The sequence below is a fragment of the Streptomyces sp. NPDC060000 genome (assembly GCF_042737375.1).
GTDB lineage: Bacteria > Actinomycetota > Actinomycetes > Streptomycetales > Streptomycetaceae > Streptomyces.
This window is the reverse complement of record NZ_JBHWUU010000017.1, coordinates 30,026-44,330: the sequence shown is the minus strand read 5'-3', so window position 1 is coordinate 44,330 and position 14,305 is coordinate 30,026. Positions and strand designations below refer to the sequence as shown.

The 14,305-nt window shown below is 70.4% G+C and carries 10 protein-coding genes; 8 read left to right on the top strand and 2 right to left on the bottom strand.

Annotation, left to right across the window (positions count from 1 at the left end):
- Window positions 1–31: 31 nt before the first annotated feature.
- The 7 genes from ACFWBB_RS11865 (at window position 32) to ACFWBB_RS11835 (ending at window position 9,187) form a co-directional block, all read left to right on the top strand.
- On the top strand, window positions 32–1,663 hold the full coding sequence (locus ACFWBB_RS11865) for a bifunctional 3-(3-hydroxy-phenyl)propionate/3-hydroxycinnamic acid hydroxylase (RefSeq protein WP_385269730.1): 1,632 nt from the start codon (window positions 32–34) through the stop codon (window positions 1,661–1,663).
- On the top strand, window positions 1,660–3,657 hold the full coding sequence (locus ACFWBB_RS11860; protein ID WP_385269728.1) for an acetoacetate--CoA ligase: 1,998 nt from the start codon (window positions 1,660–1,662) through the stop codon (window positions 3,655–3,657). The genes ACFWBB_RS11865 and ACFWBB_RS11860 overlap by 4 nt, the downstream gene beginning before the upstream one ends.
- Window positions 3,658–3,818: 161 nt before the next feature.
- The gene (locus tag ACFWBB_RS11855; RefSeq protein WP_385269726.1) at window positions 3,819–4,616 is read left to right on the top strand and encodes a TetR/AcrR family transcriptional regulator; all 798 of its coding nucleotides are present in this window, start codon (window positions 3,819–3,821) and stop codon (window positions 4,614–4,616) included.
- Between the two features lie 255 nt (window positions 4,617–4,871).
- On the top strand, window positions 4,872–6,374 hold the full coding sequence (locus ACFWBB_RS11850) for an FAD-dependent monooxygenase (RefSeq protein ID WP_385269724.1): 1,503 nt from the start codon (window positions 4,872–4,874) through the stop codon (window positions 6,372–6,374).
- Window positions 6,375–6,904: 530 nt separating this feature from the next.
- Entirely contained in the window at window positions 6,905–8,083 is a 1,179-nt protein-coding gene (locus tag ACFWBB_RS11845; RefSeq protein ID WP_385269722.1) for an alpha/beta hydrolase, read from the top strand.
- A gap of 11 nt (window positions 8,084–8,094) precedes the next feature.
- Window positions 8,095–8,901: an amidohydrolase family protein gene (locus tag ACFWBB_RS11840; RefSeq protein WP_385269720.1), complete on the top strand. Its 807-nt coding sequence runs from the start codon at window positions 8,095–8,097 to the stop codon at window positions 8,899–8,901.
- 73 nt (window positions 8,902–8,974) lie between these two features.
- Window positions 8,975–9,187 carry a hypothetical protein gene (locus ACFWBB_RS11835; protein WP_385269718.1) on the top strand — a complete coding sequence of 71 codons (213 nt, stop codon included), beginning with the start codon at window positions 8,975–8,977 and terminating at the stop codon, window positions 9,185–9,187.
- On the opposite strand, the gene ACFWBB_RS11830 is transcribed toward ACFWBB_RS11835, so the two are convergent.
- Window positions 9,149–9,814, bottom strand: coding sequence for a TetR/AcrR family transcriptional regulator C-terminal domain-containing protein (locus tag ACFWBB_RS11830; protein ID WP_385269716.1), 666 nt, complete (start codon window positions 9,812–9,814; stop codon window positions 9,149–9,151). The two genes, ACFWBB_RS11835 and ACFWBB_RS11830, sit on opposite strands and share 39 nt — an antisense overlap.
- A gap of 892 nt (window positions 9,815–10,706) precedes the next feature.
- On the opposite strand from ACFWBB_RS11830, the gene ACFWBB_RS11825 reads away from it, so the two are divergent.
- Complete coding sequence (locus tag ACFWBB_RS11825) at window positions 10,707–12,122, top strand: MFS transporter (RefSeq protein WP_385269714.1); 1,416 nt, start codon at window positions 10,707–10,709, stop codon at window positions 12,120–12,122.
- 190 nt (window positions 12,123–12,312) lie between these two features.
- Here the strand turns inward: ACFWBB_RS11825 and ACFWBB_RS11820 are convergent, their stop codons facing one another.
- Window positions 12,313–14,247 carry a helix-turn-helix domain-containing protein gene (locus ACFWBB_RS11820; RefSeq protein WP_385269712.1) on the bottom strand — a complete coding sequence of 645 codons (1,935 nt, stop codon included), beginning with the start codon at window positions 14,245–14,247 and terminating at the stop codon, window positions 12,313–12,315.
- Window positions 14,248–14,305 lie beyond the last annotated feature (58 nt).

The following is a 14,305-nucleotide window of genomic DNA, read 5'->3' as shown; positions in this document are numbered from 1 at the left end:
GACGCGAACCGAGACCCGAAGTGAGCCGCACATGACCGTCGACCAAGCCGCCGGACCACGGGAGGCCGTGCCCGGGCCGGAACACATACCCGTAGTGATTGTCGGAGCCGGGCCCGTGGGCGTGACCGCCGCCCTCCTGCTCGCCCGGCGTGGTGTGAGGACCGTCGTCCTCGAACGTCACCACGACCTCTACCCCCTTCCGCGTGCCGTCGCCACCGACGACGAGGTCCGCCGCATCCTCCAGGCGGCAGGAGTCGAAGAGGAGTTCGCCGCGATCGCCCGCCCGGCACGGGGGCTGCGGCTGCTGGACGCCCGGCACCGTGTGATGGCCGACTTCCCGCGGGCCGCTCAGGGAGCGCACGGCTTCCCGCAGACCAGCATGTTCGACCAACCCGAACTGGAACGGGTGCTGCGCGACGCCCTGGCCCGCGCCCCGGAGTCCGAGCTGCGCGGGGGCGTTGAGGTCGTCGGCGTCGAGCAGGACGGCGACGGTCCGGTCCGGGTGGCCTACCACGACAACGAGGGCGAACACCTCGTGCGGGCGGACGCCGTCCTCGGCTGCGACGGCGCGGGCAGCCTGACCCGCGACGCCGTCGGCGCCGCCTGGGAGGACCTGCACTTCGAGGAACGCTGGACGGTCATCGACGTGCGCACCAGCCTCCCGGTCCGCTGCTGGGAAGGCGTCGAACAGATCTGTGATCCGCAGCGGCCCGCCACGTTCATGCGCATCGGCGAGGACCGCTACCGCTGGGAGTTCCGCCTCCAGGACGACTCGGAACCGGATCACGAGCGACTGAGGGAGCTGATCGCTCCGTGGGTGGATCTCGCGCACGGCGCCGACTTCGAGCTGGTGCGGCAGGCGCAGTACACCTTCCGAGCCCGCATCGCCGACCGCTGGCGTCGGGGACGCGTCTTCCTCCTCGGCGATGCCGCGCACCTCACCCCGCCGTTCATCGGTCAGGGGCTGTGCTCGGGCCTGCGCGATGCCTACAACGTGACCTGGAAGCTCGCGCGTGTCCTCCGACAGGGTGCGGACGAGCGCATGTTGGAGACGTACGAAAGCGAACGCAAGCCCCATGCCCGCCATGTGATCCGGCTCGCGGTCGCAACGGGCTGGGCCATGACCGGTGGCCAGGACGGGCTCGCGGCCATCCGCCGCGGTGCCCTGAGCGCGGCCGTTCGTCTCCCCGGCCTGACCACGGCGGTTGCCAATGGCCTCAGCCCGGCACTGACCGCCGGGCCGCTCGTACGACGCCGACCCCGCCTCGGCGGACGCGGTCTCGTAGGCGGCTTGTGCCCGCAGCCCTGGGTGAACGTCGATGGGCGGCGCGCCCGCCTCGACGACCTGCTCGGCGACTCCTTCGCCGTACTGAGCGCCGTACCGCTCACCCCCTCTCTGAAGGCGGTCGCCGACGGACTTGGTGCCCGGGTTCTCTCCGCGGCCGACCTCGGCGACGACGGCCGTCTCACCGACTGGCTGCGCGAGGGGCGGGCGGACGCCGTGCTGCTGCGGCCGGATCGCGTCGTGTTGGACGTCGTCCCGTCCGGCGGTCGCGACTTCACGGGTACGGCCGGGTGGGCGTCCCTGCTGCACACCACACGAAGCCCCATTCCTTCCCAACGGATCGTTGAGAAGGCCCTGTTGAGGAGCACCACGCGATGAATACCCCGTACCCGCCCCCCTTCTTCACGCCTGCCCCGGAGACGGCAGCCGCCAGCCGCATGACGGACTTCGCCCGCTGGGCGGCCCGGCACCGCGGCGTGGAGGCCGACGCCGACTACGCCGCCCTGCACCGCTGGTCGGTCACCGACCTGGAGAGCTTCTGGGGTGCCGTGTGGGAGTACTTCGACATCGACTCGGAGACACCGTACGAACAGGTGCTGGCCGAGGACAGGATGCCCGGCGCCCGCTGGTTCCCCGGCGCCACCCTCAACTACGCCCACCACGCTCTGCGCAACCTCGCGGACGACGACGTGGCGATCGTCGCTCTCGATGAGAGCGGTTCCGGGTACGAGGTGACCGGGAAGCGACTGCGCTCCCAGGTCGCTTCCGTCGCCGCCACCTTGCGCGACCTGGGCGTAGGGGCGGGCGACCGGGTCGTCGGATACCTCCCCAACACCCCGCACGCGATCGTCGCCTCCCTCGCCGCCGCGAGTCTCGGCGCGGTCTGGTCGGTGTGCGGCCAGGACTACGCCCCCAAGGCGGCCGCCGACCGTTTCGCCCAGCTGGAACCAACCGTCCTGATCGCCGCCGACGGCTACCTCTTCAACGGCACCAAGCACGACCGCCGCGACGCCGCACTCGACCTCGCCCAGGCCCTTCCGACGTTGAAGGCCACCCTGCTCGTGGGCCATGTGGGCCTGCCGTGGCCCTCGCGGAACCATCCGTCGCTGGTCGTCCCATGGGAGGACGCCTCCACCCGCTCGGAAGAACTCACCTGTACCGCCGTACCGTTCGACCACCCTCTGTGGGTCGTCTTCTCGTCCGGCACCACCGGCCTGCCCAAGGGCATCGTGCACGGCCACGGCGGAGTCCTGCTGGAGCACCTGAAGACCCTGGGCCTGCACTCCGACCTGGGCCCCGGCGACCGTCTCCTCTGGTACACCACCACCCACTGGATGATGTGGAACCTGCTCGCCTCGACACTGCTGACCGGCGCCGCCACGTGCACGTACGACGGCAGCCCGGCCCCGCTCACCCACCCCGACGTCCTGTGGGAACTGGCCGCCCGCCATCGCGTCACACTTTTCGGCACCAGCCCTCAATACCTCCTGGGCATGGCCAAGTTCGGCATCGACCCGTCCGTCCACGACCTGTCGTCGATCCGCGCCATCGGCTGCACCGGCTCCACCCTGCCCGCCTCCGCCTACCCCTGGGTCCGCGACCACGTGGGCGACCGCGTCCTGCTGGCCTCCAGCACCGGCGGCACGGACGTCGTCTCCGGCTTCGCCGGCAGCACCCCCACCACCCCCGTTTGGGCGGGCGAGTTGTCCGCCCCTCACCTTGGGGTCGCCCTGGCCGCCTACGACGCCGAGGGATACCCGGTGGTGGACCGGGTCGGCGAGCTGGTCGTCACCCGTCCCATGCCTTCGATGCCGCTGTACTTCTGGAACGACCCCGACGGCAGCCGTTACCACGACGCCTATTTCGCGGCCTACCCCGGCGTTTGGCGGCACGGTGACTGGGTCACTCACACCTCCCACGGCTCGGTGATCGTCCACGGCCGCTCCGACTCCACCCTCAACCGCAACGGCGTACGCCTCGGCAGCGCCGACATCCATGACGTCGTCGAGCGCCTGCCGGAGATCACCGAGGCGCTGGTCATCGGCGCGGAGGAACCCGACGGCGGCTACTGGATGCCTCTCTTCGTGGTCCCGGCGGCCGGGGTCACGTTGGACGACGTCCTGCGCGAGAAGATCAAGGAGGCGATCCGCACCGGCGCCTCACCGCGCCATGTCCCCGACGAGATCCTCGAAGTACCGGCCATCCCCCACACTCGGACCGGCAAGAAACTCGAAGTCCCGGTGAAGCGACTCCTCCAGGGCACGCCCGCCGAGCAGGTCCTCGATCCGGCCGCAGTGGACGCCCCGGGACTCGTCGACTACTACGCCCGTCTGGGAGCCGACCGCCGCAGTCGAATGAGCGCCGAGGCGTGAGAACGGCACAGATCAACACCGCCGTCTGCCGGCCCTGGTCTTCCTGCCGCCGGGAGGGGCGAAGATCGCCGCTCTACCGGTCATGCGGGAGGCGGCAGCCCACCTCGGTAGATCACCGGGCCCCTCCGCTCCCCGCGGGGCCCCGCCAGAACCCACGCTGCATGACTTCGCAGGCTCAGCCCCTTCCGGGCAGTCCCGCCTGGTGGGCGAGCCGGGCACCCGAACTTACACGTCCGCACGGCCGTCCACAGACGGACGTCGGCCGGATCGTCGACACGGCCCTCAAGCTCATCGATGACATGGGGATCCGGGCACTGACCCTGCGCGCTCTCGCCGAGACCCTCGGATCGGGCACGGCGACGCCCTACCGTCGTTTCAACAGCAAGGACGAGCTACTCGCCCTCGTGGCAGAGAGAATTCTGGGCGAAGTGCGCGCCGCGCCCGAGCAACTGGAAGGCCTCCCCTGGCGGGAAGCCGTGGCTGCCGCCGCAGACGCCTTTCACGACACCCTTCGTCGGCACCCCAACGCGCTCCCTTTGCTCGCCGCCCAGGTCCCCGTCGGCCCCAACGGCCTCCGCGCCAGAGAATGGCTCGGAGGGCTGCTCCTGCGGCACGGATTCTCGGTCCCCCTGGCCGCCCGCGCCTTCACCGCCATCGGCCACTACGTGATCGGCTTCGCCATCCGACAGCACGATCTCGGAACACCAAGCCCCGAGGACCAAGCGGCGTTGCGGGAGTACTACCGCTCACTCGACCCGGCCACCTACCCGGCGACGACGGCGAGCGCCGACGAGCTGACCTCCGTACCACTGCACGAGGAACTCTGGTTCGGCCTGGGCCTACTCCTCGACGGCCTGGAGCTGGCCGCTCGTGAAGAGCCTCAAGGCTCGATGGGGCCCGGCAGACACCCGCCCGTACGTGTCCCGCGAGGCATGGAGAAAAACGAACCGGCCGCGTGACAGGCCAGGTCTCACAACTTGCCCCCACCCCCATAAACGGCTACGGTGTAGCCGAAATGAGTGGCTACACCGTAGCCGATATGCGAGAAGTGAGAGGCGAGAGGGAGCACAACCCCGACGCCGTCCGGGAACTACTCCATCCAGTCGAGTGTCACCCGCCGCCGAGCGCGGACACATGATCCAGCTCGAAGGCCCCCACAGCGCAGCACGGCCGCTCGCCGCCCTGTTCGAGACAAACAATTGAGGTCGATCACCATGACAGAACCCCACGACATCGACGTCCTCGTCGCCGGGGGCGGCCCGACCGGCTCCACCCTCGCGGCCGACCTGCTGCGGCGCGGTCTTCGCGTCCGTGTCGTCGACAAGGCGCCGCACGCCTTCGAGGGCTCCCGCGCCAAGGGGATCCAGCCCCGCACCCAGGAAGTGTTCGAGGATCTCGGCGTGCTGCACGAGGCGCACGCGGAGGGCGGACCCTATCCGCTCGCGGGTCTCCACCTCGGGCCCGTCACGGCGCCGTGGAAGATGCAGCAGCGGAACAAGCCGACCCCGGACGTCCCCTACCCGAACATTCTTCTGCTGCCGCAGCACCGTACCGACGCCATCCTGCACCGCAGGCTCGAACGCCAGGGACTGACCATCGACTACGGCGTCGCCCTGGAAGGCTTCGAGCAGGACTCCGAGGGTGTCACGGCGAAGCTCTCCACCGGCGAGCTGGTGCGCGGCAAGTACCTCGTCGGCGCCGACGGCGGCGCGAGCGCCGTCCGGGCGGCCACCGGTCTCGGCTTCGTCGGGGACACCGACGACTCCGACAAGACCCTCATCATCGACTGCACGATCGACGGACTGTCCCGCGACCGGTGGCACATGTGGCCCCGGGCCTCCGCAGGAGCGTGCCCGCTGCCGCACTCCGACCAGTTCCAGGTGATGATCCGGCTGACGCCGGGCGACACCCCGAACCTGGACCATGCCGCCCTGGCCGACCGGTTCCACGCGCTCACCGGCCTCAAGCTCCGTGACATCAGCTGGACTTCGGCGTTCCGGCCCAACGTCCGACTCGTCGAGCACTATCGCGTGGGCCGGGTCTTCCTGGCGGGCGACGCCGCCCACGTGCACACCCCGGCCGGCGCGCAGGGCCTCAACACCGGTGTGCAGGACGGGTACAACCTGGGCTGGAAGCTCGGCCAGGCGATCGCCGGCGCGCCGGACAGGCTGCTCGACAGCTACGAGGCCGAACGGCTCCCGATCGCCGCAGGCGTCCTCGGCAAGTCCAGCGAGCTCTACCAGAGCCTCAGCAAGCACCGTGTCTCCGGCCTGAAGCGCGGCGACGAGGAGCGACAGCTCTCGCTCTCCTACCACGGTGGTCCTCTCGCCCCCGCCGACGCTCCGGCCACCAAGACCCTGCGCGTGGGCGACCGGGCACCGGACGCGCCGTGCACCGCGCCCGGCACCAGCCGCCTGTTCGAGGTCTTCCGGGGATCGCATTTCACCGTGCTGGCGTTCGGCCCCAACGCCACCGAGGCGCTGCCTCACCTGACGTGGCCTTCCGAGGGTGCCGAACTGCGCCGCTACGCCGTCCGCGGCGGACGCGGAATCGACAGTGGCCACATCACCGACGCCACCGGCCAACTGGCCGGCATCTACGGCGTCGACGGCGACGCGTTGATTCTGATCCGGCCCGACGGATACATCGGCGGCATCATCACGAGCGACTGGGCGGCCTCCTTCGCCGCCGCAGTCGAGGCGTTCACCCCGAGGTGACAGCCGTCCCGGCGCGGTGAGCGTTACTCGACGCGCAGCTCGCCTGAACCCACTCGACGAGACCAGGAATAGTCGCCGGTCCAACGGCACCGATCCCCTCCGCGGCGCTGCGCTCGACGCGACTGCAGATCGGCGTTCCGGTATCGGATCAGTCCCCGGCCGCGACTTCGTCAAGGAGCTCCCCAGGCTCGTATCCGCCGTCGCGCATGGCGATTTCGACGTCCGGGCACGCGCTGTACCCCTCGCGGAGGTCGAGCGCGTCTGGACCGCGACCGCCGGCATGTCCGACCGGATCGTCTTGGTGCCCTGACCCGCACCGGACTTTGCCGCCGGTGCCCGTTGCGTCGGCATGTCATTACGGATACGTTGTAATCGAAATTGCGACTGCCGGTAATTCTGGACCAGCCGCCCTCCAGCGCTGCACCTTTCCCCACGACGGCTGTTACAGGCGCATCCCACGCTGCCGCAGCTCGCCGGACAGCTGCTGGGCGTACCGCCATGTGTCAGACCGAACAGGAGGAGCTTCAGGAATGTCAGCACAGCAGGAGGTCGCCGAGGACCGCCCGGCACCGGTCGTGACCCTCGACTTCGTCGGCAGCCGCGCGGAGACGGAGGAAGCCACGTCGAGGCTCTCGGTCGAATCGCAGGCCGCGCTGCGCCAGTTCTCGCTGGAGCGCATGACCGGCTACGGCGTCGACTACGCGGACGCCGTCGAGGTGCGTGCCCGCGTGGTCGAGGGGCAGGACTGGCGCTCGGCCGCCACGCAGCTCGCGGAGGTGTGCCTGCGTCGCGTCGGAGGCACCACGGAGGTCGCCGGGAGGCCCACCCGGATCGGGTACCTGCGGCGGGCGTCCGCCCTGCTCCGCATGAGTCAGGTGATGATGCTGTCCGACACCGCGGAGCGCCGGCAGATCTTCGCGCGGGCCGCGGAGGTCTACACACAGGCCGCCGAACTGAGCGCCGACCGCGAGCGCGTCACCGTCAAAACCGACCGCGGTCCCTTGACGGGGTGGCTGATCCCCACGTGCGACACCGCGGTCGCCTCGGCCATCGTCATCGGGGGCGTCGAGGGCTGGGCCATGGATTTCGACAGCCTCGGCGAGGCGCTCGCGGCGCGCGGCGTCGACACGCTGATGCTCGACGGGCCGGGGCAGGGCGAAACACGGCTCACGCACGAGCACTACCTCACGGATCACTGGCGTGACGCCTACCGGCGAGCCGTCGACTTCCTCGCTGAGCGCTCGCCGGGCCACCCGATCGGCTTCATCGGCAACAGCATGGGCGGCAGCGTCGCCATGGCCGTCGCGGCACAGGACACCCGGATCCGGGCATGTGTCGACAACGGCGGCATCCACGCCCCGTGGCTCGTACCGCCGACCATGGGGACCTTCTTCTCGAAGATGGTGGCCGCCTGCGGAACCGAGGACGCGGACCGGGCCATGGACGTGTGGAAGACCGTCACCCCGCTCGCCGACGGACCCAACGCCGGCTATCCGCTGCTGGTCGTGCAGGGCGGCAAGGACCCCATGGTCTCGAACGACCTCGCGGAGATCCTCCTGAAGGGTGCCCCCACGGACGACACGCAGATGGTGGTCTTCTCCGACGGCAACCACTGCGTCTACAACCACCAGCACGACCGCGACGCACTCGTCGCCGACTGGACGAGGGCGCGCCTGTGCGGCCGGCCGAGCCCCGCGATCGCGAACTGAGAGGAAGCCCCGTGCAGATCATCGACGCACAGATCCACCTCTGGGCCGGCGAGAGCGCGCCGCCGCACCACTGGCGCGCGCCGTACACCGTCGACACCGCCCTGCGTGACATGGACGAGGCAGGCGTGGACCGCGCCGTCAACTGTCCGGCGATCTGGGACGCCGACGCGAACGACTACGCGGTCGAGGCGGCGAAGCACCATCCTGAGCGGTTCGCGACCCTCGGCTGGTTCCCCCTCGACGAGACCGCGGACGAGTCCCTCGTCGATGCCTGGCTCGACAAACCCGGCATGCTGGGCCTGCGCTTCATGCTGGCGGCGCCCGAGATGGGCGACAAGCTCGCGTCGGGCGGGCTCGACCGGCTGTGGGCGGCCGCCGACCGGCGCGGCATCGCCATGGCGCTCATGGTGATGCCCCCCTACCTGCCCGCCGTCGGCGACATCGCCGCACGGTACCCGCAGATGCGCCTCATGATCGACCACCTCGCGACCAACCCGTTCGAGAAGCTGCCCGACGCGGCCGCGCACCTCGACGCCCTGCTCGCCCTCGCACGCCACCCCAATATCGCGGTCAAGGCGACGGGCATACCGAGCATGGCGACGGACCCGTACCCGTTCGCCAGCACCCACGGCGTACTGCGGCAGGTCTTCGACGCGTACGGCTCCGAGCGGATGTTCTGGGGCACCGACATCACGCGCCTCCCTTGCTCATGGCGCGAGGCGGTGACGATGTTCACCGAGGAGCTGCCCTGGCTGAAGGGCCGCGACCTGGAGCTGGTCATGGGCCGCGCCCTGGCCGACTGGATCGGCTGGCACTGACGAGCCGCGCGCCGCCAGGGCTCGGGGGCGTGCATCTGGACCTCGCCCGAGCAGAAGCCGTTCAGGACCGAGTGTGGGCGACATCGACCCCTGCCATGCCTCGGCCGTCACATATGCCCGCCACCTGCGCGACGCCGCCGTCGCGTGCGAGCTGCACGTCGAACCGGGCATGTACCCCGCCGCCGACGAACCGCTCGACGGCAAAGATGACGATTTCCGCAACACCGAGTCCGGCGCCCGAGAGCCGCTATCCGGCTGCCCCTGTGCCTTCCTCAGGATCCTGTGACGGGTCGAGCCCGGCCTTCTCCAGCCCGACGAGGAGCAGGTCCAGGCCGAACCGGAACTCCTCGTGCAGCGGTACGGAGGTCAACTCGTCGGCCGCCGCCATCGTGGCCGGATAGGCGGTCGGGTCAAGCGAGTTGTAGTACTCCCGCAGCTGCAGCTGGTCCTCGGGGCATGCTGTCCCGGGGCCGTGCTGCTGGATGGCGAAACCGATCACGTAGTGGCCGATGGCCGTGAAGGCCCGCGCGGCCAGGCCGACCGGGAACCCATGGCTGAGGAACAGGGTGATGAGCCGTTCCCTGCTTCGGAGACCGTTGGGACCGACGGGAACCTGGGCCGCCAGCAAAGGCAGCGCATGGGGGTGCCGGCACAGGGTGCCGTAGAAGGCCTTCGCCACGACGGTCACTGCTTCCCGCCAGGACAGACCGTCCAACTCCTCTGACGGGACGTGGACTTCGCCCAGGATTCTGTCGGCGACGAGAGCGAGGAGTTCGTCCTTGCCGTTGAAGTGCCGGTAGAGCGTCGCCGTGCCCGAGTCCAGGGCGTCGGCGAGCATCCGTAGGGTCAGCGCCTGGATCCCGACTTCATCGATGAGCTTCAGGGCCGTGTCGACGATCCGCCCGACGTCCATCGGGGGGCGCCCACGCCGGTACACAGGGGCGGGCGTCCGACTCGCCCACCAAGCGGGACTTCCCGGAACCGGCTGGGCCTCCGAAGCCATGACGCGGTCACCCTCTCAGCCAGGTCTACTGTCCACGCGTATCCAAAGCAGGATTTTCGGCTTTATCGTATCCGTTTTCGACAGCTGCACGACGGATGTCTTCCCGCAGGGGCATCAGGCACCGACGCCGCACGTCCTCGCCGTCTCGCCCACTGCCTCACGTTTGACGCCATGAGATCAAGACTTCATTATGGCTACCACGTAACCATATTGTCAACGCCGACGGCGGGGCGCCTCAGACCAAGATCCGGACCATTCCCGGCCAGCGCACCCCTGCTTGTCTCGATCGCGGGCGTTTTCGCTGGTCATCCGCGCGTGGACCTCGGAGCACCAGGAGACGAAGAATCTGCTGGGACAAGCGCGCACCGCGCCCAGACGCAGCGTCTTGCCCATGCCCACGGCGGCTGATCGGCAAGGCCAGGCTCGGTCTCTCAGTCCGGTCACCTACTACGCAACGACTCTGAGTCAATCAGCCCCAGATGCCCGAGTTCAACGGAGCGTAGTCAGCACCAAGTCAGCACGGGTCAGGTGAAGACGGGTGATGACGTGGGCTTTTAGTCAGCACCGAACCAGCACGGGAGTCAATACCGCACCGTCAAATCACCCTGAACTACGCGTCCCGGACGGCACTCGTTTCGACCACCATCAAGCCCCTGAACCGCCTTTCCATGAGCCGGCCTGGTGGCCACACGCACAGCCGACCCTCGAACTATGGTGTCCCACCACATGTGCCCCCGACCTGCGGATTCCTACGGTATGGCGACACGAACCCGTCCCCGCCAACCGCTTGGAAGTGGTGCCGATGTCCTCCCCCGCGACCGCTCCCCCACCCCCCGCCAGCCTCAAGCGCATCGTCGCCGCGTCCCTCATCGGCACCACCATCGAGTGGTACGACTTCTTTCTCTACGGCTCCGCCGCCGCCCTCGTCTTCAACAAGCTGTTCTTTCCCGGCTCCGATCCGCTGGTCGGCACGCTCCTGTCGTTCCTGACGTACGCGGTCGGGTTCGCCGCACGTCCACTGGGCGCCCTCGTCTTCGGGCACTACGGCGACCGGCTCGGGCGCAAGAAGCTGCTGGTGCTGAGTCTGCTGCTGATGGGCGGGGCGACGTTCGCGATCGGGCTGCTGCCGACGCATGCGACGGTCGGGAGCGCCGCTCCGGTGCTGCTGACCCTGCTGCGGCTGGTCCAGGGCTTCGCGCTCGGCGGTGAGTGGGGCGGAGCCGTTCTGCTGGTGTCCGAGCACGGGGACGCGAGGCGGCGCGGTTTCTGGGCCTCGTGGCCGCAGATGGGCGCGCCCGCCGGGCAGTTGCTCGCGACCGGCGTGCTGTCCCTGCTGACCGCCGTGCTCTCCGACTCCGCCTTCGCCTCCTGGGGCTGGCGGATCCCCTTCCTGCTCTCCGGGGTGCTGGTGGTCGTCGGTTTGTGGATACGTCTGTCTGTCGACGAATCCCCTGTCTTCCGGCAGGCGTTGGCGCGGGCCGAGGCCCGCAAAGCGGTACGTGCGCCGGAGGCCGAGCAGCTGCCGCTGGTGTCGGTGCTGCGGCACCACTGGCGGGACGTGCTGGTCGCGATGGGTGCGCGGATGGCGGAGAACATCTCCTACTACGTCATCACCGCGTTCATCCTCGTGTACGCGACCACCTCGGCGGGTGTCTCCAAGCAGACCGCGCTCAACGCCGTACTCCTCGCCTCCGCGGTGCACTTCGCGGTGATTCCCGCCTGGGGTGCGCTCTCCGACCGGATCGGGCGACGGCCCGTGTACCTGCTGGGCGCGGTCGGGATCGGGCTCTGGATGTTCCCGTTCTTCTCGCTCGTCGACACCGGCACCTTCGGCAGCCTCGTCCTCGCCGTGACGGTGGGCCTGGTGCTGCACGGCGCGATGTACGCGCCCCAGGCGGCCTTCTTCTCAGAGATGTTCGCGACCCGGATGCGCTACTCGGGCGCTTCCATCGGCGCCCAGTTCGCCTCCGTGGCCGCGGGCGCGCCGGCGCCGCTGATCGCCACCGCGCTGCTCGCCGACTACGACAGCTCCACGCCGATCGCCCTGTATGTGATCGCCGCGGCCCTGCTGACGGTCGTCGCCGTGGGAGTCGCCAAGGAAACCCGCCACCGCGACCTGGCCGACGACGACCTGACCGGCACCGAGCCGGCCGACAGCGGGCCTGCCGCCGGCACGGAACACACGCAGACCCCGGCGACGGACGCGCGCGCCGTCTGATCCCGTCCCCGCCCCCGTCCCCTCGCCGGTTCCGTCCCCATCCCCGGCGCACGGCCGCCCCCCGTACGCCACCCGCGCGTACGGGGTCAGCGCGTACGGGGTCAGCGCGTCCGCGGCTCGGCGCGAAGGCCATCGTTGCGAAGGGGGTCAGCGCGAGGAGGGTCGGTACGAGGTGGTCAGGCGCAAGGGATCAGTGCGGTGCCGGAGACGGAGCCGTCAACCTGTGCAGTCTCAGGGCGAGTTGGATCTCCAGTGCGCGGGCGGGGCTCTGCCAGTCCTCGCCCAGAAGGTGCCCCACCCGCTCGAGTCGCTGGGCCACCGTGTTGACGTGAACGTGGAGTTCGTCCTTGGTGCGGGCCGGGCTCATGCCTGCGGCGAAGTATGCGTCGAGGGTACGCAGCAGGTCGGTGCCGCGCCGCTCGTCGTAGGCGACGACCCGGCCTACGGTGCGGTCCACGAAGCCCGCCACGTCCCGGTCGCCGGCGAGGAGCAGCCCCAGGAAGCCGAAGTCCTCGGCGGCCGCTCCGTCGCCGGAACGGCCCAGCAGACGCAGGGCGTCGAGGCAGCGGCGGCCCTCCGCGTACGCGGCGACCACCGTGTCCGGGTGGGCGGCGAGGTCGCGCACCGGGGCGGACGCGCCGACGGTGACCGCTTCCTGGACGGCGGCGCCGAGGTGCAGCGCGGTCCGGCGGGCCAACTCCGTTGCGTTGTCGCCGTATTCGAGGGGCATCAGCAGGACCGTGCCGCCGTCGCGGGCGGCGGCCAGGCCGTGCCGGGTAGCGGCGAGGTGGGAGGCGGCGGACCACAGGCGACGCCGCGCGGCCGCCTCCTGGTCGGCGTCGGGCGCGGCGGCGTCGAGGCGGGCCGCGAGCACGACGTGGGTCGCGTCGAGGTCGGCGTGCAGCCGGGCGGCGCGCTCGCGCAGCAGGCGCGGGTCACGGTCGCGGGCCTCGAGCAGGTCGTCGAGGAGCTCGCCGCGGACGCGTTGTTCGGCCTCGGCGGCGGAGCGTCTGGCCAGGAGGAGCAGGGACGTGACCATCGCGGCCCGCTCCAGGGTGCGCTGGTCGACCGGGTCGAGGGCCGGATGGCCGTGCAGTACCAGAGCGCCGAGCAGTTCCCCGCCCGCCGCGACCGCCGCGATCCAGTCGTCCTGATGACGTACGGCGTGGCCTTCCGCGCGGGAGGCCTCCAACGCGCCGGCCGGTGCGCTTTCCAGGAACTCCACGGTGCCGCCGAGCACTTGGGACACCGCGGCGGCCACGTCGTGGACCCCGCCACCGCGCAGGACCAGTTCGGCCAGCCGGTCGTGGACGTCCGAGGCGCGCTCGATGACCGCGCTGCGGTCCCGGATGATCTCGTTGGCACGCTCGATGCCGGCCAGGGCCGAACGCGTCTCGGTGAGCAGGTTGGCGGTGTCGATGGCGGCCGCGGCGAGGGCGGCGAAGGAGGCGAGCAGGGCGATCTGCTCCCGTTCGAAGACCCGGGCGCGCCGGTCGGCGGCGAACAGCACCCCGATGACGTGGGGTCCCAGGGTCAGCGGAACTCCGAGGATCGCCACCAGTCCCTCGTCGCGTACGCCCGCGTCGATGGTCGTCGTATGGCGGAAGCGGTCGTCGCGGAAGTAGTCGTCGGTGACGTAGGGACGGGCGGTCTGGGCGACCAGGCCGCCGAGCCCTTCCCCCATGCCGAGGCGCAGCTGCTGGAAGCGGGCCGCGACCGAGCCTTCGGTGACCCGCATGTACGTGTCGCCCCTGGCCGGGTCGTGCAGGCTGAGGTAGGCGATGTCGGTGCCGAGCAGCGAGCGGGCCCGTTGCACGATCGCCTGGAGCACGGCGTCCACGTCCCGTGGGCCCGCGAGGTCGTGGGCCGTCTCGAAGAGCGCCGACAGCTCGGCCTCCCGCCGACGCCTGCCCTCGAGTTCCGAACGTACCCGCAGCGCGAGCAGCTTGGCGTGTTCGAGTGCCGCGATCCGCTCGCCGTCCCCTCCCTCGGCGCGGGCGAGCAGCACGGGCCGGTCGTACGCCTCGGCGGCCGCGCCCCGGGCGAGCAGCTCGAGGAACGGCGCGTCGGCGTCGTAGGCGGGGCCGGGGGCTGCCGTGGCGCCCTTCAGGTGATCGCGGGACATGCTCACAGGATTCCTCATAGCCGGGCCGCCCCGTCAGCCCTGTGGACAACTTCGTCCG